This window comes from Streptomyces erythrochromogenes, assembly GCF_036170895.1.
In the GTDB taxonomy this organism is placed as follows: domain Bacteria; phylum Actinomycetota; class Actinomycetes; order Streptomycetales; family Streptomycetaceae; genus Streptomyces; species Streptomyces erythrochromogenes.
The window spans coordinates 246,936-268,463 of the sequence record NZ_CP108036.1 but is presented as its reverse complement, the minus strand read 5'-3'; the positions used below and the strand labels follow the sequence as shown (position 1 = coordinate 268,463).

At 71.1% G+C, this 21,528-nt stretch carries 19 protein-coding genes and 2 pseudogenes; 12 read left to right on the top strand and 9 right to left on the bottom strand.

The window, feature by feature from the left end:
• Positions 1-41: 41 nt before the first annotated feature.
• Positions 42-350: a hypothetical protein gene (locus OHA91_RS01285; RefSeq protein ID WP_328738340.1), complete on the top strand. Its 309-nt coding sequence runs from the start codon at positions 42-44 to the stop codon at positions 348-350.
• 103 nt (positions 351-453) lie between these two features.
• Here OHA91_RS01285 and OHA91_RS01280 read toward each other — a convergent pair whose 3' ends face one another.
• Positions 454-714 carry an SDR family NAD(P)-dependent oxidoreductase gene (locus tag OHA91_RS01280; protein WP_328738339.1) on the bottom strand — a complete coding sequence of 87 codons (261 nt, stop codon included), beginning with the start codon at positions 712-714 and terminating at the stop codon, positions 454-456.
• 9 nt (positions 715-723) lie between these two features.
• Here OHA91_RS01280 and OHA91_RS01275 point away from each other — a divergent pair, with 9 nt between their 5' ends.
• A complete protein-coding gene (locus OHA91_RS01275) occupies positions 724-975 on the top strand; it encodes a TetR-like C-terminal domain-containing protein (RefSeq protein ID WP_328738338.1) in 252 nt (83 codons plus the stop codon).
• Between the two features lie 1,260 nt (positions 976-2,235).
• On the top strand, positions 2,236-2,616 hold the full coding sequence (locus tag OHA91_RS01270) for a hypothetical protein (RefSeq protein ID WP_328738337.1): 381 nt from the start codon (positions 2,236-2,238) through the stop codon (positions 2,614-2,616).
• A 234-nt stretch (positions 2,617-2,850) separates the two neighbouring features.
• Here the strand turns inward: OHA91_RS01270 and OHA91_RS01265 are convergent, their stop codons facing one another.
• The gene (locus OHA91_RS01265; RefSeq protein ID WP_266496535.1) at positions 2,851-3,291 is read right to left on the bottom strand and encodes a hypothetical protein; all 441 of its coding nucleotides are present in this window, start codon (positions 3,289-3,291) and stop codon (positions 2,851-2,853) included.
• A 770-nt stretch (positions 3,292-4,061) separates the two neighbouring features.
• On the opposite strand from OHA91_RS01265, the gene OHA91_RS01260 reads away from it, so the two are divergent.
• Positions 4,062-5,351, top strand: coding sequence for a YhgE/Pip domain-containing protein (locus OHA91_RS01260; RefSeq protein ID WP_266496537.1), 1,290 nt, complete (start codon positions 4,062-4,064; stop codon positions 5,349-5,351).
• A 135-nt stretch (positions 5,352-5,486) separates the two neighbouring features.
• Here OHA91_RS01260 and OHA91_RS01255 read toward each other — a convergent pair whose 3' ends face one another.
• Positions 5,487-6,083 carry a TetR/AcrR family transcriptional regulator gene (locus OHA91_RS01255; protein ID WP_328741043.1) on the bottom strand — a complete coding sequence of 199 codons (597 nt, stop codon included), beginning with the start codon at positions 6,081-6,083 and terminating at the stop codon, positions 5,487-5,489.
• Between the two features lie 167 nt (positions 6,084-6,250).
• Here OHA91_RS01255 and OHA91_RS01250 point away from each other — a divergent pair, with 167 nt between their 5' ends.
• Both OHA91_RS01250 and OHA91_RS01245 read left to right on the top strand, forming a co-directional pair.
• Positions 6,251-7,210: an alpha/beta hydrolase family protein gene (locus OHA91_RS01250; RefSeq protein ID WP_328738336.1), complete on the top strand. Its 960-nt coding sequence runs from the start codon at positions 6,251-6,253 to the stop codon at positions 7,208-7,210.
• Positions 7,211-7,432: 222 nt separating this feature from the next.
• Complete coding sequence (locus tag OHA91_RS01245) at positions 7,433-8,164, top strand: hypothetical protein (protein WP_328738335.1); 732 nt, start codon at positions 7,433-7,435, stop codon at positions 8,162-8,164.
• A gap of 309 nt (positions 8,165-8,473) precedes the next feature.
• On the opposite strand, the gene OHA91_RS01240 is transcribed toward OHA91_RS01245, so the two are convergent.
• The 5 genes and pseudogenes from OHA91_RS01240 to OHA91_RS01220 form a co-directional block, all read right to left on the bottom strand.
• On the bottom strand, positions 8,474-9,343 hold the full coding sequence (locus OHA91_RS01240) for an alpha/beta fold hydrolase (protein WP_328741042.1): 870 nt from the start codon (positions 9,341-9,343) through the stop codon (positions 8,474-8,476).
• A gap of 8 nt (positions 9,344-9,351) precedes the next feature.
• Positions 9,352-10,101, bottom strand: a complete 750-nt coding sequence (locus OHA91_RS01235; protein WP_328741041.1) for an SAM-dependent methyltransferase — start codon at positions 10,099-10,101, stop codon at positions 9,352-9,354.
• 15 nt (positions 10,102-10,116) lie between these two features.
• Positions 10,117-11,330: pseudogene (locus OHA91_RS01230) on the bottom strand (glycosyltransferase); the annotation flags it as partial.
• A 108-nt stretch (positions 11,331-11,438) separates the two neighbouring features.
• On the bottom strand, positions 11,439-12,221 hold the full coding sequence (locus OHA91_RS01225; RefSeq protein WP_328738334.1) for a VOC family protein: 783 nt from the start codon (positions 12,219-12,221) through the stop codon (positions 11,439-11,441).
• Between the two features lie 52 nt (positions 12,222-12,273).
• Positions 12,274-13,287, bottom strand: a complete 1,014-nt coding sequence (locus OHA91_RS01220; protein ID WP_328738333.1) for a GNAT family N-acetyltransferase — start codon at positions 13,285-13,287, stop codon at positions 12,274-12,276.
• A 592-nt stretch (positions 13,288-13,879) separates the two neighbouring features.
• Here OHA91_RS01220 and OHA91_RS01215 point away from each other — a divergent pair.
• The 4 genes and pseudogenes from OHA91_RS01215 (at position 13,880) to OHA91_RS01195 (ending at position 18,504) form a co-directional block, all read left to right on the top strand.
• Positions 13,880-14,851, top strand: coding sequence for an AraC-like ligand-binding domain-containing protein (locus OHA91_RS01215; RefSeq protein WP_328738332.1), 972 nt, complete (start codon positions 13,880-13,882; stop codon positions 14,849-14,851).
• A 50-nt stretch (positions 14,852-14,901) separates the two neighbouring features.
• A pseudogene (locus tag OHA91_RS39800) lies at positions 14,902-15,883 on the top strand (serpin family protein).
• 683 nt (positions 15,884-16,566) lie between these two features.
• Positions 16,567-17,859 carry a hypothetical protein gene (locus OHA91_RS01200; protein ID WP_328738331.1) on the top strand — a complete coding sequence of 431 codons (1,293 nt, stop codon included), beginning with the start codon at positions 16,567-16,569 and terminating at the stop codon, positions 17,857-17,859.
• 183 nt (positions 17,860-18,042) lie between these two features.
• Positions 18,043-18,504, top strand: a complete 462-nt coding sequence (locus OHA91_RS01195) for a hypothetical protein (protein WP_328738330.1) — start codon at positions 18,043-18,045, stop codon at positions 18,502-18,504.
• Positions 18,505-19,106: 602 nt separating this feature from the next.
• Here OHA91_RS01195 and OHA91_RS01190 read toward each other — a convergent pair.
• Entirely contained in the window at positions 19,107-19,577 is a 471-nt protein-coding gene (locus OHA91_RS01190) for a hypothetical protein (RefSeq protein ID WP_266496562.1), read from the bottom strand.
• Positions 19,578-20,474: 897 nt separating this feature from the next.
• On the opposite strand from OHA91_RS01190, the gene OHA91_RS01185 reads away from it, so the two are divergent.
• Positions 20,475-20,930 (top strand): alpha/beta hydrolase, encoded by a 456-nt coding sequence (locus OHA91_RS01185; RefSeq protein ID WP_328738329.1) that lies wholly within the window; start codon positions 20,475-20,477, stop codon positions 20,928-20,930.
• Entirely contained in the window at positions 20,927-21,511 is a 585-nt protein-coding gene (locus tag OHA91_RS01180) for a DinB family protein (protein ID WP_328738328.1), read from the top strand. The genes OHA91_RS01185 and OHA91_RS01180 overlap by 4 nt, the downstream gene beginning before the upstream one ends.
• The last annotated feature ends 17 nt before the right edge of the window (positions 21,512-21,528 follow it).

Below are 21,528 nucleotides of genomic sequence, written 5' to 3'. Positions count from 1 at the left end.
CATCCGTACGGTTTGGCCCAGCCGAACGACAGGAGGCAGTAGTGACCACCTATGTCATCACCGTGCCCGGCACGTTCCTGAAGGACATCGACGATGAGACGTGCTCCGAGCTGACGAAAAGGCTGGCGTCGCACCACACCGGCCTGAGCGAGACGGAGGACGTGGAACTGCTCACGGTCCACGAGGGCGGTACTTTCTCCGTCCGGCTCGAAGTCGATGCCGCGGACCGGGTGGCGGCCGAGGACGCCGCTGTCCGTCTCTTGGTCGCGGCCCTGGAGTCGTTGGGGTTCCCGGAGAAGGATGCGCCTTTGGGGCCTTGTGCGGTCACGGGCATCGACGGTGAGTCCTGAGGGCTCTTCGTTCCGTTGCGGGTGATCACCACCGTCGAGGCCAGGGGTGAGTCCGGCCCGGCCCGGGCCGGATTGTCCCGGCCGGTCCGGGCGGGGTTGCTGTTCAGCTCCGGGGTGGTGTGTGGGCGGGGACGGGGTAGTGCACACCGGTGAGGCGTTCGGAGAGGGTCCACAGGCGGTGGGCGGTGGTGGCGTCCTGGAGGGCGTGTTCGCTGCTGCGGAGGACGGGTTCGCCGCGGAGCTGGAGCGGGCCGTCGGGGACGACGTAGCTGCCTCCGGGCAGGTCGGGAACGGTCGCTGCGTACAGGGAGGTCTTGGCGCCCTCCGGTGTGGGGCGGAAGGCGCTGCGCAGGAGCAGGCGCATGAGGGCTGCGTGGGTGCGGCCGCGCTGTTCGAGGACCGCTTCCGGCGTGCGGAGCCCGTGGTCACCCGGGCCGTCGAACGTGGTGAACTGCCCGCGGGGACCGATCCCGGCGAACTCCTGAAAGCCATGGTCGCGCCGGTCTACTTCCGCCTCGTGTTCACGGGCGAACCGGTCGATGGGACCACCGCCGACCGGGCCGTGGACATCGCGCTGGCGGCCGCACACGCCCGTGCACTGTCGGCGCCCATTGAGAGCGATTGAGAGCGCTGGGGTCCTGAGGCCGTCCGTTGGGCGCCCGTCTCCTGTTCCGGTGCAAGGAGCTCCGCTCCGCTGTTCCCGGGCCGGCTGCGTCCCGCTGTGAGGCTCCCTGGCCTGCAACGATCGGGAAGACTTGTGCGAGTTGGCTGATCCGGGCGGGGGCCCGAGTGGCCTGCTGGGCCGGAGTGGTGTGGATCGGTCGGGGTGTTGGGGTGCGTGCGGTGGGGGTTGTGGGGTGGGTAACGTCGGGCCATGGCTTTCGGTGGTGTTGGCGTTGGTGATGGCGTTGAGCGGCGGGGGCACGTGCTGCTGTTGGCGGGGGATGCCGCGGTGCGCCGTGGTGGGGTGTTGGTGGCTCCGGGTGTGAACGTGGCTGCATTGGCGATGGTGCCGGCGGGTGTGTTGCTGGGGTGCGGGGTGCCGGCGGACATGGTGTGTTTGGAGGGGGTGCGTGATCCGAACACGGTGCTGACGCGGTTGCGGGTCGCCGTGGGGGCGGCGGGTCCCTTGTTCGTTTATGTGTCGGGGCGGCTGACAGCGGATCGTCGGGGCCGGCGGTTGTATGTGGCGTTGGCGGGGACGACGGCGGGCAGTGTGCGGTACACGTCGTTGCCGTGGGAGTGGCTGGTGGGGGAGTTGCGTTCGCGTTCGACGGGTGCGGCTACGGTGGTGGTCGATCTGGTGGCCGACAGGGCGGCGTGGCCGCTGGTGGGGGAGTGGGGGACGCTGCCGGGGCTGGCCGGGCTTGCGGGTGTGGAGGCGTTCGGGGTGGTGCGCGGGCCGGGGACGCCGGCCGGAGACGGCGCTGCCGGCGGTGTCAGCGGATACACGCGGCAGTGGATCGACCAGCTCGGGCGTGCTCCGGTGCGGCCGTCCAATGTGGAGCTGCATGTACTGGCGGCGGGGTCGGCGGGGCTGGCTCCGGGCACGTTGGTGGTGCCGTCCGCGCGGGAGCTCGAGATGCGTGCGGCGGCGGCACCCGGACACCCCCACCACGACCCCGCACCCGTGTCCGTGGCCAACGCCGAACCCATGCCTGTTCCTGCGTTCGGGCCCCCGCCTGCTCCTGTGCCCGTGTCTGTTTACGGGTCCGGACCCGTTCCCGTACCCAGCGCTGTATCCGACCCCGGCCCCGCCCCCTGCTCAGTACCCGGATCCGTGCCCGGCCTCGGAGCGCAACGTGGACCCGGGTCTGTGGTGGTGGGGGATCCGCGGGCGCGTCTTCATGCGTTGGCGGTAGGTGGCCGCCATGGGGAGGCGGATGTGCTGGCGAGGGTATGGGAGCAGGGGGTGGTGGAGCGGTGGGGGCGGGTCTCGGCGGAGGCGGTGCAATGCGTGGAGATCCGCGCGGATCTTGCGCGGATGGCGGGTGATTTCGTGTCCGCGGCGCGGTTGTGGACGGGTGCGGGGTGGGCGCGACTGGAGTGGCAGGGGGTGGATGCGGCCGAGGTCCGTGACGCCGCCGCTGGGGCGCTGTACTGCTGGACGCAGGTCAGGGACCGGGCCGAGGCGCTGGAGGTAGGGCCGGAGCTGGTGGGCCTGCTGAGGGCGCTGCCGCTGATGGATCCCGATCACCTGCGGCTGGCCGAGCTGCGGCTGGAGGCGCTGCGGACCCCGGATCGCTCCCGCAGCCTGCGCCCGTAACCCTGGCCCGGCCCCCGGACACTCGTACGGTCGCCGGGCTGGGGCGGGGCGTTGTCGCCCCGTACGCGGTCCTGTCCTGCGCGCACCCCGTCCGGTTGCTGTGCTTGCTTCCTGCGTGAGCGCGTGTGCCTGAAGCGCCCGCGCCCGCCCGGCCGTGTTCGCGGCTCCGGCACTACCGTCGGCGGCCTACCGGAGCGGTCTTCGAACTTCCGGCGGTCTCGGGCGTTCCGGTGTTCACCTGCCCCCGGTGGCGGGCGTGTCCTTGTACTGGTCGTTCATTCGGGTGAAGTCGGCGCGCAGTGCGTCGTCGTTGGCGACCTGGCCCTTGCCGGCTTGGACCATCGGGCCTTGCAGTGCTTTGCACTTGCCCGACAGGCCGTCCAGGTATGTCTTCCAGGACTGGTAGAGCTCGCTCTGTGCGGCAGCGCTCTCCACGCCGGAGACGGCCGCGCCCTTTTGGCCGGCCTCGAATTCGGTCTGGGCCTTCTTGATCCCTGATACCAGTTGCCCGACGTCGTTGCTCGCCTTGTTCCACACTGCCTGGTCGGACTTGAGGTCTTCGCCCCCGCCGCCCCCGCCGCCGTCGGGTGCGGCGCTTGCGAGCCGCATCTGCGTTGCGGCGGCTGTCCCTTCCTTGAGTCCGGCCCACTCCGCGTCGAAGGACGTGCTGCTCACCCGAGCCCCCGTAAGAATCTGCGATTGCAATGTTCGAGGGCTCATCCTACGAGCCGGGCCGGCAGCGCCAACCCCTGCCCTACTGCCCGGGCGGTATGCCCCGGTTGACGCTGATCGCGCCGCGGCCGCGCCCGGCGGGTTGCGCGAAGTACGTTATGCAAAGCCCGAGTTGTGCCGCAGTCCCTGGCGCGCCATCGGGTGTGCCGTGTTCCGGCGGCCGCCGTACGGGTGGGCCGTACGGTTGTCGGTGTTCGAGCGGCACTGCGGCGGCCGTCACGGCGCCTGCGAGGTCGGGGTCTGATTGATCCCCTGCCGGCTGCCACCCGACGCCGTCGACGTGACCGTGCTGCGCGGGGCCCACGTCGGTGACCGCCCCGATTTCCCGGTGAGCACGCCGGTCGTGGCACTGGCCTCCCCCCGCGCCGCGAGCCGGTGACCGAGTACCGCAGGGCCGCGCACGTCCGGGACCACCCCCGGACGGCACGGTTCTCGGGGAGACGCCGGTCGTCCCGTCTCCGGACGGCTCTGTCCACCGCTGCCTCCCGGCACTGGAACATGCGGCGGCGGGCTTCCGCTGAACCTGGTAGCACCCCGCGTCGGGCACCGCGGGATGTGGGGTGGGCTGTTCCGGTGGTCCGTGGGGCGGGTTCGGGGGTGCTGCGCGAGGTGCGCGGCCACCTTCACCGGCACAGGGAGATCCTGGGGCCCCGTGCGGCGCGGCCGCCTCCACTGTCGTTCGAGCCCGGCCCGCCGGGAAGCTACGGAGCCCGATGTCCCCGACCGTCGCCCCTGAAGCCACCGCCGCGGCCCTCGTGCGCCGCCCGCAGCTGTGGCTGGTGCCCACGATCCTCACGGGTGTGCTGGCCCTGCTGCTGTCCCTCCTCTACATGGGCGGCATCGTCAATCCCGACGCGCAGTTGCGGAACCTCCCCATCGCCCTGGTCAACGAGGACACGGCCAAGCCGCCGCCGGGGCAGCGGCAGAACCTGGGCGCGCAGATCACCGCCTCCATTGCCGCCGACCCGGCGGGCGGCAAGGCGCAGTGGCGCGAGCTGAGTCTCGCGCAGGCGCGGGACCAGCTGGACTCCGGCAAGGTCTACGGCGCGTTGGTGGTACCGGCCGGATTCACCGAGGCCGTCACGGCGCTGCCCACGGCCGCGGCCACCCGCCTGCCGACGCTGACCGTGCTCACCAACCCCGGCAAGGGCAGCCTCGGATCCTCGCTGGCCGGCCAGATCACGACGCAGGCCGCCCACCGCGCGTCCCGTGCGGTCGGCGAGCAGCTCACGGCTGCCGCCGGCGCGTCCGCCGCTCCCGCCACGAGGTTGCTGCTCGCGGATCCGGTGGACGTGGTCACGCAGGTCGGGCACCCGATCGGTACCCGCAGCGGGCTGGGCCTGACGGCCTTCTACTACACCCTGCTGCTCGTGCTGGCCGGATTCATGGGCGGCAACGTCATCAGCAACGGAGTGGACACCGCCCTCGGCTACGCCGACAACGAGATCGGCCCCTGGCACACGCGCCGCCCGACGGTGCCGATCGACCGGACGCAGACGCTGCTCCTGAAGATGCTGATGACGGCCGGCATCACGCTCGTCAGCACCACGCTGGTGATGGTGGCGTGCGTCGGCATCCTGGGGATGGACGCCTCCCACCTGCCGCTGCTGTGGGTGTACTCGTACTGCGCGGCGCTCGCCGTGGGTCTGGGCGTGCAGGCCATCAACGCCGCGTTCGGCGGCATCGGGCAGCTCGTGTCGATGTTCGTGTTCATCGTGCTGGGACTGCCCTCGTCGGGTGCGACGGTCCCGCTGCAGGCCGTCCCCGACTTCTACCGGTTCCTCTCGCACTTCGAACCGATGCGCCAGCTCAGCGACGGCGTACGGGCGATCCTCTACTTCGACGCGCGCGGCGACGCCGGCCTCACCCGCTCCTGGATCATGATCGCGCTCGGTACGGTGCTGGCACTCCTCTTCGGCTTTGCGATGACCACGTACTACGACCGCAAGGGCCTCAAGCGGCTCACGCCGCAGCCGCCCCCGCCCCAGCCGGTCCAGGACTGACCGGCCGTCCGCCGCCGTCCTGCCCGTCTCCCGGCGTGCCCTCGCCGAGACGGCGCTGGGCCCAGGTGTCCGAAGGCACCAGCTTCCTGGAGAGATCGCGCGGCCGTGTCCAGGGCGTGATGTCGCCCGTCGGCATCAGGAAGCCTGGGGTCGCTGGAGTCCCTGGAGGAGGAGGGCGATCAGGCGTCGGGGGTCGTAGCGGGGGTCGTCGTCGCGTCCGATGCAGAGGTTGCCGATGCCGCGCATCAGCTCGTACGGCTGCGTGCCGGGCCTGATGTCGCCGGCCTCGACCGCGGCGTCGAGCAGCTGGGCGCAGACGGGAAGCAGACGGTCGAGGAAGTAGGCGTGCAGCGCGGCGAAGCGGTCGCTGTCCGACTGCAGGGCGTCGGCGAGGCCGTGTTTCGTGACGAGGAAGTCGACGAAGAGGTCGATCCACTGGCGCAGTGCGTCGAGCGGGGAACCGGCGCCGGCCAGCAGGTTCGGGCCGGCTTCGGCGCATGCCTCGATCTGGTGCTGGTACACGGCGGTGACGAGGTCCGCCCGGGTCGGGAAGTGGCGGTAGATCGTGGCCATCCCGACGCCCGCCTCGGCCGCGATCCGACGGATCGGCGCGTCGACGCCGGAGGTGACGAACACCTCGGCTGCGGCAGCGAGCACGGTCTCCCGATTGCGCTGGGCGTCGGCCCGCTTGCTGCGGGACGGCGAATCTGCTGAAGGGCCCTCGGCGGCCATCACGTTCTCCTTCGACACCGGTTGACAAAACGGAGCGACGCTCCGGATAGTAAATGGAGCGACGTTCCGTTTCAGCTTAGCCGAGATGGGACGCCCCTGACCGCTTTGTCCGCCCGCCGGCTGCGAGAGTCCGGCGGGCGACAGGTGCCACCGAAAGGGAACCCACCATGAGCACAGCCATCACCGCCGACGCCTTGGGCACGGCCGTCCCGGTCCTGTCCCTCAGCCCCGTAGTCCTGTCCGTGCCGGGACGTCCCGTGGATCTCCAGGTACGCATATCCGCACCCGTGACCGGCACCGGCCTGCCCGTCATCCTCCTCTCCCACGGCCACGGCCCGTCGAACAACCTCTCGTCGCTCAACGGCTACGCGCCGCTCGCCGACTTCTGGGCGGCACATGGATTCGTCGTCGTCCAGCCCACCCACCTCACCTCCAGGACCCTGACCGCCCTGGTCGCCGACGCCCCCGGCGCACCCGACTTCTGGCGCTCCCGCGCCGAGGACATGACCCACGTCCTCGACCGGCTCGACGTCATCGCGAACGCCGTGCCGCAGCTCGCCGGGCGGATCGACCCCACCAAGGTCGCCCTCGCCGGACACTCGCTCGGCGGCTTCACCGCAGCCCTCCTGCTGGGCGCCGGACTCACCGACCCCGACACCGGGCACGTGGTGCACCTCGTCGAGTCCCGGATCAAGGCGGGCGTACTGCTCGCCCCGCCCGGCAGGGGCGGCGATGTCTTCAACGGGCCCATGGCCGAGCAGTGGCCGGTCATCGGGGCCGTCGACTTCTCCACCATGACCGCACCCGCGCTGGTCGTCACCGGTGACAAGGACGACCCCCGGCACTTCACGGACATGGGCCCGGACTGGCACGCCGACCCCTACACCCTCGCCCCCGGCCCCAAGACCCTGCTCACCCTGTTCGACGCGGAACACGGACTGGGCGGGATCGCCGGATACGACGCCGCCGAGACCACCGACGAAAACCCCGAGCGAGTCGCCGCCCTCGCCCGGCTCACCGCGGCCTACCTCCGCACCCGGCTCCACCCCGGCGACAACGCCTGGCAGGCGACCTGCGAGGCACTGACGACCGGACCCGACCCGGCAGGACGAGTCGAGTCCAAGTAGCCCCCTGCCGCGCCCGCCCGAAGGGGCGAAGGGGGGCACCCGGCGGGCCGGGACTCGACGACGCTGACCGGGCCGCGAGCCGCCACTGCGTGAAGTCCCCCTGCACCCGGGGCCGTCGGCCGCAATCGGCTGCCGCGGCAGACTGTCGCATCGCACCGCCGCCCGCGCTGTCTCACGTGCGACATCTGGCCGGTCACCCGGCGCCAGATCTACCGTGGGGCCATGACGGGACACAGTCCGGGGGTGCCCGGCGGCGTGGAGCGGGGCGAGTCGGGGACGACGGACGTGGTGCTGCGGGCGGGCGGTGGCTCCTGGCTCACCGTGCCGCGCTCGCTGGGGAGCGCCGCGCTGACCGCGCTCGGTACGGGCCTTGTCGGGCTCGCCCTCGTCCTGCCGGTGGCGGTGATCGTCCTCTTCTCCGGCGCCGGCTGGGCCGCGGTGGGGGTGGTGGCCCTCTGGATGGTGTCCGCAGCCGTCGCGGCGGGCTTCGCGGGCGCACTGGCCGTGGCCTGCTTCCGGGTGTACCGGATCAGGTTCTCCGCCGCCGGTGATCCCCCCGGGGTGCGCCTGGTGCGCGGCCTGGGGATCGGTCCGTGGCGGCCGATGGAGGAGCCGGACCGCCTGCGCCTGGAGCAGGAGATCGAGGAGCCGTACGCCGGGGACCCCCTCCCCGCAACCCGCGTCCTCACGCTGCGCCTGATCCGGGACGACTCCGACGTCTGCCGGGCCGTCCTCCTGCCGGGCACCGACGCCCGACAGCTCCTCGCGGCTTTGGAGCAGGCCCTGGGACCGGCCGTCCTGCTCGAACTCCACGTCAGGCGCACCACCCGCCCCGCACCCCGGCGCCGCCCGGGCCCAGGGAACCGCGGCTGGGGCGGGCCCTCCGGCATGGGCATCAGTGGCGCCGGGGGCTACAGCTGCGGCGGAGGCGGAGGCGGGGGTGGGAGCGGCTAGCCGGCATGCCTGGTACGCCTCTCCGGCGGCCACGCCCGTGCTGCTCGACCAGCACACCTGGCGGCACCCGCGTCGTGTCGTCGTCGCCTGCTGCAACAGGCTCTTGCCGACCGTGCCGGCGTGCCCGGCGAACCGGAAGTCGCCCCCACCCCCTTCGACAGCCGGGCCCAATTGGACGACTGCGCCGGACTCAGCGCCACGGAGGATCCGCGCAGCCCGTGCAGGATCCGCCACGCCCGCTCCACCGCCTTCCACTGCGCCGGCGCCGGGCCGACTCGCGCTGTTGCGGCGTGAGTCGGCCCGGTCGGCTCACCCCCGGCCGACCGGTGTCGGCAGCGTGGTGAGCTCGCCCAGGACGCGGGCCGCAGGCGCCGGTGCGAGCAGCCACTTCAGGTGGCTGCCCTCAAGTGTGCGGACGTCGTACGGGTTGTCCGGGGTCAGCGCATCGCCCTCCCTGATCAACCGGTCCTGCAGGGCGAGCGGGAGGCTCGCATCGTCGGCCAGACGGATGTACGTCTTCGGGATGCGGCCCCAGGTGTCGGCCTGCGCCCGGTCGGCCGAGGTGCCGACGTCCAGGTTCTCGTCGGGCTGGAAGGTGTTCAGGAAGGTCAGGAACTCCTCGTCGGTGCCGTCGGCGAGGAAGGCCGCCTTGAACGAGGCGAGGGCGTCCGGGTTCGCCGTACGGAAGTTGACGCGCAGCAGGCCGAGTTCCGCGGGGCTCCCCGCCAGCGCCGAAGCGAAGGCGGCGGGATCGACCGCGGCCATCTCCGGCTCGGCGTAGTAGTCGCCCACGTCGAGGTGGACCGGGCACCAGGCCGCGACGTAGACGATGCGGTCGATGAGGTCCGGGCGGGCGTTGGCGGCTGCGGTGGCCGTGACGCCACCGCGGCTGTGGGCGACGAGGATCACCGGGCCGTTCTGCTTGGCCCGTTCCAGGATTCCGATCAGGTGCGCGGCGTTGTCGGCGAGGGTGACGCCCTTGAGCGAGCCCGGCGCCGTGGCAAGGCCTCCGGGGTCCTGGGGCGTCTGGTAGGCGCGCGTGTAGGTCGCCTGGAATCCATGGCCGGGCAGGTCGACAGCGACCGAACGGTGCCCGAGGAGGCCGAGTTCGGCCTGGAGCGGGGCGAAGGAGAAGGAATTCGCGAAGGCTCCGTGTACCAGTACGAACGTCGGTTGCATCTGTGTGCTCACTTTCCGGTGGTGTCGGGTGTCAGGCGCAGGACCAGGCAGACGAATCCGAAGCTGTCCCGGTATCCGTGCAGCCACTGCGAACGTGCGGCCGTGGCCGTTTCCAGTGCCTGGACGCCGGCCGGATCGTCCGGGTGGTCGAGTGCCCACGCGGCGAGTGAGCCCCAGCAGGCCCACTCGTAGGCGTCCAGCTCAGCGCGGGTGCTGACATGGCCGTGGACGGGGGTCCATCCGTCGGCGACGACGAGGTCCACCGTGGTCGCCAGGTCGGCGAGTTCGCCGAACGCCTCGATGGCCGCGGGTGACGGGTCGCGGTCCCAGAAAGACTCACCGATCAGGACCCGGCCTCCGGGAGCCAGGTGCTTGCGGGCCGCGGCAAGAGTGGGGAGCAGACCGCCGAAGGCATGTGTCGCGCCGACGCTGATCACCAGGTCGAACGGCTGTGGAGAGACGAAGTCCGCCGCCTCCCGCCGGTGCAGGACCAGACGCTCCTCCACCCCGAGTGCGCTCGCCGCCCGGCCGGCCTGCCGCAGGGCGACCTCGGAGACGTCGACGCCCTCGGCCTGCACGTACGGGCGCGTCGCCAGAGCCCGCACGAGCCATTCCGCCGTACCGCATCCGAGGTCGAGGACCCGCTCGTCGCCCCGCGGAAGAGCGTGTCCGAGCAGCCGGCCGACCGACGCGTCGTCCAGAGGAGCCTTGATCGCGTGATCGGCGTGCGCGATGCCGGAGACCTCTTCACGGCTCAGTGGCGCCGCGTTCGCTGCATCGAGGAGCAGCTTCGCCACCACCGACGCCCCGTCGGTGCGGATGCTGGACGCCACGGTGGCTGCTCGTGCGCGGGTCTCGGGGGCCAGGGCCGTCTTGAGGGCGGTCGACAGCGACTCGGCGGTCGGCGACGGACCGTCGTGTGCCACGCCGATGCCCAGCTCGGCCACCCTGTCGGCCCAATAGGGCTGGTCCGCCATCTGGGGTATGACGACCTGGGGTACGCCCGCCCGAGCTGCCGTCGTGGTGGTGCCCGCGCCGCCGTGGTGCACGACGGCGGCCACCCGGCGGAAGAGCTCCTGCTGGTTGACCTCGCCGACGGCGAAGCAGTCGTCCTCGTCATCGACCGGTTCCAGGTCGGCCCAGCCGCGGGAAAGGAGTACCCGGCGGCCCTGGGCGCGGACGGCGTGGATGGCCGCCCGGGTGACGGTCTGCGCGTCCCGCACGGGAATGCTGCCGAAGCCCACGAACACCGGCGGTGTCCCGGGTCCAGGAAACGCTCCAGGTCGGCCGGGAGCGGGCGTTCGTCCGGCCGGATCCACGCGCCGGTCTGCACCACCTCGAGGTCGGCCGGCTCCAGCCACGGACTCAGGACCGGATCGGCTGCCAGGAGGGGCCGGTCGGTGAGGATGTGGTCGCGGACGTCGTCCACGGGAGGCAGGCCGATCGATGCACGGTGCGTGTTGATCGCCTCGCCGAACAACACATTCAGGTTCTCCCTGTTCAGCTCCCACAACACCCGGTTGTCGGTGAGTTCGGCCGGGACCGGCCGGCCCGGCCACGCGAGCGGCGGGTGGTGCGGTGAAGGCAGGAAGGACGGGTAATAGGCCACGGACGTAAAGGGGATGGCAAGCTGCTCGGCCACCGACCGTGCAGCTGCCATGGCCGGGATCAGGCCCGTCGCCACTACGGCGTCGCAGCCCTCGGCGGCCGCGGCGACCGCCTCGTACGTGGCGGCGAGCAATGCGGCCGTGCGCTGGGCCAGGCCCTCCGCCGCTGTCGGCGCCGTTCCGGTCACCACCGCCTTGACGACCGGCCGCAAGGGCAGGCCGATCGGCGCCAGCGGGAGGCCCACGGTCTCCAGCAGCTCCGCGAAGTCCGGCGGCGCGCACACGCGCACCTCCGCGCCGAGCGCTTGCAGACCCACCGCGAGTCCCACCATCGGCTCGACGTCTCCACGCGACCCGTACGCCATCAACAACACACGCATTGAGCGAACTCTCATTTCCATGAATGCCGGCCGAGGCCGGTGATTGCGGGGCAGGACCGGAGCCCTGCCGAAGGTCCCCGGGACCACCCCATGCCGGAGCTGCGGCGGCTACCGGGCCCAGGGCAGTTCACGGCTGCCCTCGGTGCCGGGTACGGAGGCGACTCCGTCGGAGCGCATCGAGACGTGGGCCTCGGCCTGCTCGTGCGCGTGGATCCGGCGGGTCCGGTCCGCCGGCAGGATCAGGGTCTGGCCGGCCGAGACCTCCTGGGTGCGACCGTCGCACGTCACCTCCAGGACGCCCGCGGTGACCGTCCAGACCTGTTCGCGGCTGATGGAGTGCTCGGGGCCGGTCGCACCGGCCTCCATCCTGACCGTCCAGGTGCTGAGTTCCGCGCTGCCGCGGCCGGGGGACGCCAGGCCGGTCATGGTGGCATTCGGGGAGACGGTGACGTCCTCGGACGAGGGAGTGACCACGTGCGCGGCGGGCTCCTGGTCCCGGTCCTCACGGTGGTCGGGGGCGGCCCACTCGACGAGTTGGACGACGACTCCGTTGGGGTCGGTCATCTGGAACAGGCGCTCGCCCCACGGCTCTTCGCGCAGCGGCATGGTGATGGGGGCGCCGGCCGCACGCAGCCGCGTCTCCTCGGCGTCGAGGCCGGTGACCGTGAGCGCGAGGATCAGGCCGCCCGCCTCCCGGTCCCGCTGCTCGGCGGGCAGGACCTCGGTGCCCTTGCGGAGCAGGACGATGTCGACGGCGGCGTCCTTGCGGGTCAGGGAGGCGAAACCGTCGTCGGCCATGGCAACTTCGTAGCCGAGGTGGGTGCAGAGGAAGTCCCGTGAGGCGTCGACGTCGGCGACGGTCAGGGACAGGGTGGAGGTGGAAACGTTCACGGCAGCTCCTGGGCGGGTGTGCATGGGGTGGACGAGCCGGGGCGTCAGTCACTCAGGTCGTGGGCACATCGAGCTGGAACTCGCGGGTGCGCCGGTATGAGCGGAATCCCAGGCGGTGGTTGACGGCCAGCATGTGGACGTTGTCCTCGGCGTTGTCCGTCTCGATCTCGACGACGCCGGGATGCTCGGCGCGAAGCCGCCGGGCCATGGCGGCCTTGACCCACAACCCGAGGCCGTGGCCGCGGTGCGCGGGCACGACCGCAGTGTCGTACTGCTGGGCACGCGGTCCGGAGCACCCGGGGAGCACGATCTCGGTGTAGCCGGCCATGGTGCCGTCGTCGTGGACAGCGGCGACCGTCAGCAGGGTGTCGCCGCGGTCGGCGACCACCTTGGCCATCGCGCGCACGCGCTCGACGTCCCAGGCCACGCTGCCGTAGTCCAGGTCGCCGACGGGCATGTCGTTCATCGCGTTCTTGGCCGTGGCGAACGCGTCGGCGAGCTCGCCGGGAACCGTGCCCGTCCAACCGGTCAGCCGGTAGCCGGTGTGCTCGGCATCGGCGATCCGAAGCAACGCGGCCCCGTCCAGCTCGCTGAGGCGCAGCACGAGGTGATCCAGGGTGAGCGCCCGGCGGAAGCCGTGCCGCTCGCTGAAAGCCTCGCCCGGGCTGTCGGCCGCGGCTGTCGCGACGAGGCTGCGCCGGCCCTCGGCTCGGCAGGCCGCAACGGCCGCCGACAGCAGGAGGGAGCCGGTTCTCAGGCGTCGGTGTGCGGGATCGACGTGGAGTTCCAGTTCGGCCAGGTGCTGCCGGCCCGGTGAGGTGAACACCCGCAGGCCGGCGACGCCGAGGGGGGTGCGGTCCCCCGCGTTGGCGAGCCAGGCCAGCCGGCGGCTGCCGAGGGCAGGCTGCGTGAGCTGGGCGTGGATCTGTCCGGGGCCGGGGGCCGGCACACCGGGCAGGTCGTGGGCCATGGATGCCGCGACGACCTGGTACCAGGCGCCGGCCTCGGCGGCCGAGACGCTCTGGAGCGGTATGACGTGGGCGGCGCCAGACGCAGATGAAGTCAAAGCTGAACTTTCTTGGTCGGTTCGGTCGTATGTCGAAGGGTGACGAGACCGTGCTCGAAACGAGGCCAGGGGAGGACGGCCTGCTGGCATCCACCGGAGAGCGGTGCAGGCGGCGTACGCGGCTGCAGGCAGCCCGGGAAGCGCCTACGCGGTCGCTCGAGTACGGGGCCGGCCGCTGAAGTGGCCCCGGCTGTCAGAAACCGCCGGATCTGAGCCGGCGCCGTTTCCTCCTCGTGCTCGATCGGCCGGTCAGGGACGAAACCAGTCGAAACGATCACGCGGAGCAGGGATCCCGCCGGCTCTTCCCAAGGTGCCGTCACGTCGCTTCGACGCTTGATTAGACATCCTGCGGCGGCGGGCACGGTGTGCATTTCGTGCGGAGGGCCTTCGCATTCTGTGCAGGGTGCTCGACCGCGACAAGCCGACGGCTCCTCCACCTGCATGCCGACCACATCCGGTCCCGCCGTACCCGATGTCCCTCGAGTCTCGAAGCCAGAGTGGATCATGAGATGATCCAGCCGACTGGCGTGCTCCGGCACGACGCGAATGCGGTGGGGGCTTGGTGAGTGGGTCGAGGGCATCGGCTTCGGTCGTGCCGCCAACAGACAGGTTCGAATGGTTCCTCGAAACCGTCTCCAACGAGGTCATGCCCTTATCGCTGAGCAGTGACCGACAGGACAACTTCCACGCGGACATCCACGACGTGCCACTGGGCCCCGTCACGCTGTCGGCTTTCGAGTTCTCCCCGATGCGGGCATGGCGGTCCGCGAAACACATCCGGCAGGGCGATCCCGAGGGCTACCAACTCGTACTCGTGACACAGGGCAGCCTCAGGGTCTCCCAGGAGGGTCGGGAAACGCTGGTGGCGGGGGACTTCGTGCTGTCCGACACGTCCAGCCCCATGCTGACCGAGTGCCTCTCCGCCGACGGCCCGATCCACGCCCTGACGCTGCACATACCGCGGTCCGTCCTGCCGCTGTCCCCCCGCAGGCTGGGACCACTCCTGGTGCATCGCCTCCCCATCCAAGAGGGAACGACCGCGATTCTCGCGGAATTCCTGCGCACCCTCTTCGGCCAAGCTGCGCACTGCGGAGCGGAGGCATTGCTTTCCATGGGATCCGCCACGGTCGACCTGGTCACTGCGTGCTTTGCGCAGCACCTGCAGTCTCTGAACGAGGCGCCGGTGGAGGCACGGTCCCAGCTGGTGCTGCAACGGATCCGGCACTACATCGAACACAACCTCCCTGACCCCGACCTCTCACCCCGCACCATCGCCGAACGGCACAACATCTCCCTGCGCACGCTCTACACACTCTTCGACGGCGAGCCCGCCAGCATTGCGGGAGTCATCCGACGCCGGCGCCTCGAACGCTGCCACGACGACCTCGCCCGCCCCGAAATGGACCACCGGACCGTCCAGGCGATCGCAGCCCGTTGGGGCTTCACCCATCCCGCCACCTTCAGCCGTAGTTTCCGCGAAACCTACGGCACCACGCCCACGGAACACCGCGCCCACGCACGACAGCACCGCAGAACGGACACGACCGAGCAAGCGCAGCCCTGACGGTGACGTGCGAACGGGCGCTTCACGGGTGCGCTGACGATAGGGGTGGAATGGGAATCGCGACGACGACGGTCCGCGCGGTGAACGGGTTGACCGCACGGTGGGCGGATGCCTCGGAGGGCGGCACGGCGTTCTCGGCGGCAGGGGTGTGGCCGCTGCTGGCTCACCTGGCCGACGGCGCCGAGGGCGTGGCCCGGGCCCAGCTGGCGGAGGCTCTGGGCCTCCCCGCCGGACAAGCGGCGCACGCCGCACGTGAGGTGATCGCCGCGATGGGCGCCATGCGGGGACTGGAAACGGGCCTGGGGCTGTGGACGAAACGCACCCTGGAGCTGAGGGAGGAGTGGGAGGCGAGCCTGCCGACCGATGTCCACGGGGTGCTCACCGGGGACCCCACGGCCGACCGTCGGGCGCTGGATGCCTGGACGGTCAAGCGGACCGGCGGGCTGATCGACCGTATGCCGGTCACGCTGACCGAGGATACGCAGATGGTGCTGGCGAGCGCGCTGACCATGAGCACGCGGTGGCTGAGCCCCTTCCACGAGATGGAATTGGAGACTGCGTACGAGCCCTGGGCGACCGAGCCTCGGCGTGGGCCCCGGCCTGCGGGTGGAGAAGGTGCGCCGCACGCGGCCCGAGCCGCCGTCGCTGGAGGTGACGACCGTGGCGTACGACGTGAACGCGAGCCACGACCTCCGGGATCTGCACCGGTTGTTCGGGCTCTCGGCGGCGCGGGACACCTCGCGTGGGCACTTCCCGGGCATCAGCGACTTCCCGCTGGCCATCGGGTCGGCCGAGCAGAACACCAGGGCGAAGTTCGGTGCGTTGGGTTTCGAGGCCGCCGCGGTGACGGCGTTCGGTGCAGCCGCCGCGGGCGTGCCCTACCTCCGTTACGTGAGCACCAGGATCAGTGCCGCCTTCGACCGCCCCTTCGGCTTCCTCGCCCTGCATCGCCACACGCGACTCGTGCTGACAGCGGGCTGGGTCACGGATCCGTTGCCGTTCCCCGAGTACGACTGGGAGGACGAGCGGTGAGGAGACGGCAACCCACGCCGTTCCCAACCGATGCCGGGGCATCCCATGACCACGCAAACCCCACACCACGTGGACGGAGGATCTGGCGGCGGGGCACGGAGCCGTGAGCGGCTGACGTCCGCTCCCCGCGGACGGCGGGTGAATCTGTCGTTCAACGACGCGGAGCTGGAGGTGGTCCGCACGGCGGCGGGCGGTGCGGCAGGTGGGGCGGTCGCGCAGGAGGTGTTGGTGCCGGTCTCCCGGGACGCGGGGGACGTACGCGCGAGCTGGTCGCGGCCCGGTGCACGTGCGCGAGACCGCGGTGGCGCTGCGCGGCGTACGGCTGGCGGAGCCTTTTCGTTGTGGGGGAGCGGAACGCACACCGCGGCCCCGCCCGGCCGCCGACCGCTCGGAACGGAGAACGGGCGGCGGCAGACACCGATCCGACGCAGTCACAGGGACGGTCGGCCGCGCCCGGCTCGCTCGTGGAGGCCGCGTCCTCGGGACGGTTCAGGCGGGCCGCACGCACCTCGCGCGCGCCTCGCGCGGGCCCAACGCCCGTACGGCCAAGGGGTCGTAGAGATCCCGCTCCTCGATTTCTTGATCATTCCGGGCAACCGATCAGGCCCTCCGTAGGTCGTACAGGAGTCGGGCGTGTTCGAATGCCTGACCTATGTGACGCGAAGGGGATCATCTTGATGCGGTTGAACCGCACGCACAGCACTGCAGCGCGCCGGATCGGAGCGGCTCTGGCTGCCGGTACGGTCGTTTTGGGCGCCGCGACCACTGCCCAGGCAGCGCCGGCACCGGCGCCGGCGCCGGGAACGCCGGCCACCGCGGTCGGTGAGCAGGGCGCGAACCGGCCTGAGGGCAACCCGGACTCGTTCGGCGGTCTCGCCACCTCCGAGGAGCTCCTCGACACCACGGTCGAGAACGGCCAGAAGCAGAGCCTCCGTCTGGGCTTCAAAGTCACCGGCGACAAGCCCGTCGAGGGGGCGGAGCTGGGCGTCCACCTGCCGCCGGGCCTGGAACTGAATCCTCAGGAACGACCGTCGAACTGCGAACACTTCAAGGTCGACTCCGTGCGGGAGTACCGTGACGAATACCTGTTCTGCAGTTTCACCGGCACCTTCGAGCCGGGTAAGTACTACCGGCTCGACACGGGGCTGAACATCACCGCGACCCCGGAGCTGTGGCGGGACCTCTTCTACGTCTCGTGGACCCCGGGCGGCAAGCCGATCTACAAGCCGCAGCAGGGCGGGGTCAAGGGAACCGCCGCCGCCATCAAGGTCACGCCGTCCGAGCCGTTCAAGGAGTGGGGTTTCTGGGGCCGCGAGGTGTCGGTCGGAAACCCTGCGAACCAGCCCGACTTCACCGTGGACGGGGCGACCGGTAGCGGCCCGGCCGGCGGCCAGGTGCTGCTCAACCCGGGCTGGCAGATCAAGGGCACCGGGTCGGTCGCCACCACGGCCGCCGACGACAGCGTGGTGGAAACCGAGTTCGTGCTGCCTCCCGGCATCAGTTTCGTCGGCGGCCGCCCGGGTCCGGAGGGGCGCCGGGTGTTCGGCGGGACCGGCGGCTCGGTGAAGGGGACCTTCAAGATCGAGTCGTGGGTCAAGCCGGGCACGTACCACGGCGAGTACCGGTACAAGGCCGACCGCGGTCCCGGCCGTCTCAACATCGCCGACATCGACCGCAACCTCGGCAACAACACGGCCGAGCTCACGATCACCGTGACGCCGGCCAGCGGGCCGCAGCCCGGACCGTCGACGTCCGCCTCGGCTTCCCCGAGCCCGTCCGGCTCGACCACGCCCTCGGCCTCGGCCTCCGCGAGCACCGCCCCGGGCACCGGCAACACCCCGGGTCCGAACGGCGGTACCGGCGGCAACCTGGCCAACACCGGATCCGCCGCGCTGGCCGCGGGCGGACTGTCCGCCGTGGCCCTGACGCTCGGCGGAGCCCTGTACGCCATGGCGCGGCGGCGCCGTTCGGCGTAACGGCACACGCCGTGCGCGGCGCCGGCGCAGCGAGGGGCGCCGGCGAGTCCCGTGCGGGGGCGGTTGAACGCCCCCGCACGGGACGACTCGACGCCGCTCACCGGTCCGGGCCACGGTGGCGCCCACCGGCCCGCCGGGTCCAGGGTCGGATCAGCGCCCGCCGGGTTGGAGAACGCCGAGGACGTGGACCTCACCGACTCCGACCCGCAGGAGGGTTGCACCAGAAGGGGGCCGGACAGTGATCGGCAGCGGTTCGTGATCGCCCGTGAGTCGGTGGCCGACGTCCTGGCTGAAGCGCGTGGGGGCGGGGAGGTCTCCCCGGCCGCGGTGGTCGACGGGCGGCCAGCGCGGGTCGCGGCGGCCGTGCCCGGTTCGGTGGTGCCGCAGTGGCGGGAAGGGCTCACTCCGGCGGTGCTGGCGCCCGGTTACCGGCGGCTCATGGGCACCCTGGCCGTTCTAGACGGCGACGCGATGGACTGTCGGCAGCTCGAGGCGGCCCTCGGCCTGGAGCCGGTCCCGGCGAGAGTCGAAGGGGTGCGGGCGAAGCGAAGCGCCTGGCGGCGCGGGGCTGGCTGTTGGAGGATCGTCCGGGGCTGTTCAGCGTGGCTGTCGGGCGAGTCGGCGGTCGCGCGCGAGGCTGCGTGAGCGCATCAGCCATGCGAACGTCCGCTGCACCATCCACATCTTGCGCAGTACTGTGGACCCCCGGTGTGGTCGGTGCGTTTGACTACGGCCAGCGCGATGCTCAGGACATCGCGGGCGAGGTCGACGAGGCGTCTGGTGTGGTTGCCGTCTGCCCGTACCCGTGCGCTGCGCCAGTACATCTCCCCCGAGCGTGGCGAGCCACCGTCCGACGTCCTCGCTGAGCACGGGTGCGGAGGTGGCTCCCGCAAGGGCTGCGCCGTGCTCGCCACCCGTACCGGCGTGTCCGCAGCCACGCGCAAGCGGGCACCGGCCGGCAAGGCCCTGCCCACCTGGCGCTCGGTCCGCCAGTACGCCTGCCACGTTCAGGGCCGAGCTCGTGCACGGCAGGATCGCCGACGTCCGTCCCTTCGACCGCTGCTCAGACGGCTTCCTCGCCCTCGTCCGACTCCCACGCGCAGGCTCGCACACGACCCGGCGGACCTCAGCATCCGACTGCGCGAGCTGCACAAGTGGGCGGGTTCTCGAACGACGCGACTGACCAGGACGGGTCCAAATAAAGGAGGGCCGGTAAACCGGCCCTCCTTACTCAAGCCGTACGGCTGTTAACAGAACGCCGCCTGCTTGCCGCCTCGCATGCTGGCGGAGTCGGCCCCCCAGCTGTTGCTGCCGATCGTGGCGTATGCGAAGACGCGGATGCACTTGTTGCCGGTGTATACCGTGGCGGGCCCGGCGTACTCGCCGAAGTTGCCGGCGTCTTCGTCGTAGGCGCCCGAAGCAAGGTCAGGCGTGCAGTACGTCGAGGGGTTGGTCTCCTTGCAGCGCTGGATGGAGACGTGCATCGAGTGCTTGGTGCCGTAGCTCGAGAGCAGGACGGCACAGTTCTTCTGGGTTGAGCTGTTCCAGTAGACCTCGACCTTGTGGTAGGTGCCCATCTGCTGGTAGTCGACAAGGCTTCCGCTACACACGGAAGAGCCCGAAACCATCGCCGCAGCCTGAGCCGGCGCCGCCGGCGACAGGACCAGCAGACCGACGGCGACTGCCAGAGTCGTCAGGATCGCGCGCAACTTGTTCATGTCCCCCCCAAGGGTGTGTGGGTGTACTACAGACCCTAGGAGGACGGTCATGAAAATGTCATGGCCACGCAACATATGTGATCCAAGACATGATCGCATGGGCTTCAACTGGTCATCTATACACGCTGATTGAGCCATTCCTTCGCGATAGGCGCGTTGTCCGGCACCACTTCTCAGTGGCCGTTGGGCCGATTGGGCCCGGACCTTCTGCGGCCGGCCGTGACCGTCAGGCCCGTTGCTCGTACATCAGCATGCGGGACACCCGCAGAAGCCAGGCCGTGCCGACCGACCCGGACGAGGTCCGTCTCCGGGCCCCACATCCACCGTGCGCAGGCCGGGTGCTGACAAACCCTGGCAAGGTCCTGGCGCCGGCGCCCTACGGCCCACCGGGCTGGTCCCCGAATGTGACCACCGAAGCAGCGGGCGCGGCCATGCCGACCGTCGGCAACGTGGTGGCGGGCCACGACGTCCAAACGGTAGGCCGGTGGGTGCGGCTCTCGTGCACCGCGCTGCGGCGCCGTGTACGCGGCGCTGTTCCCGCAGCGGACCGGCCGCATGGTCCTCGACGGCGTCGACAACCCACCGCTCGCTGGCCGAGCGGTCCCTGACCACGGCCCGATCCGGCAGCGGGCCCTGGACAACTTCCCGACCTGGTGCACCCGTCGCGACGACTGCGTCTACGGGACCGACGCCGGTACCGCCGGCAAGAAGGTGGCCGCTTTCATCGACGAGGGCGCTGTGGCCCGAGCTCGCCGACGCGCTGGCCACGGCCGAGCGCGACGGCGATCCGGCGGGCTTGTTCCGGCTCCTCGACCTCACTCTCGAAGCGCAGGGTGAGGGGGAGGAGCGGCAGGACAGGGCGATCAGATCCCCGCGGACAACGCAGGGGCCGCCCTCATGGCCGTGAACTGTGCGGACGAACCGAACCGCTTCCTCGACCAGGCCTCTCCGGCGGCCGCACAGAAGGAGGTCGCCCGCCTGGAGGAGGCGTTCCGCAAGGCGTCGGCGGTCTTCGGGCCGCACCTGCTGGGGCTGGCGCTCACCTGCGCCGGCCGCCCAGCCGGCACCGACTTCATCCGGAAGATCGACCGCCCGGGGGCCCCGCCGATGCTGCCGATCGCTACCCGGGGCGACCCGGCGACCGCGTTCGAGTGGACGGAGGAGACTGCCGAGCGTCTCGGATCGGGAGTGGTCGTCGCCTACGAGGGCGAGGGACACACCGGATATCTGTTTTCGGCCTGCGTGCGCGGCTACGTGAACCGCTTCCTGCTCGACGGGCAGCTGCCAGCCGGGGCGGACCACGGACGGGATCTTGAGACCACGAGCAGCCCATGGCAGGCTCGTGCCGCATGATCGATGAATTCGCGAAAGACAACCTGCACGGGAGACTGCGGCGGGACCGCAAGGCGCTGCTCTGGAAACTCGACGGCTTGTCCGAATACGACGCCCGCCGACCTCTGACCGCGACCGGGACCAACCTCCTCGGACTGGTCAAACACGTGGCCACCGTCGAGGCCAAGTACTTCGGCGAGGTCTTCGACCGCCCCTCCCCGGAACCGCTGCCCCGGTGGCAGGACCACAACGGCAGCGATCTGTGGGCGGCCGAGGACGAGACCCGCGATCAGATCATCGGGTTCTACCGGCGTACGTGGGAACACTCGGACGCGACGATCAACGAGCTTTCCCTCGACGCCCCCGGCCACGTGCCGTGGTGGCCGGAGCCCCATCCCAACACGAACCTGTTCGCCATCATGGTCCATGTCCTCGGCGAGTCCAACCGGCATGCCGGGCACGCCGATATCCTGCGCGAGGGGATCGACGGCCGGACCGGGATGCGCCCCGAACACGAGAACCAGATCGACGAGGAGGCCCGTGCTGCCTACCGCGCGAAGATCGAGCGGGCCGCCAGGTCGGCCGCACCCATCAAGGCTTAGAGGCCGTCTCATCCGGC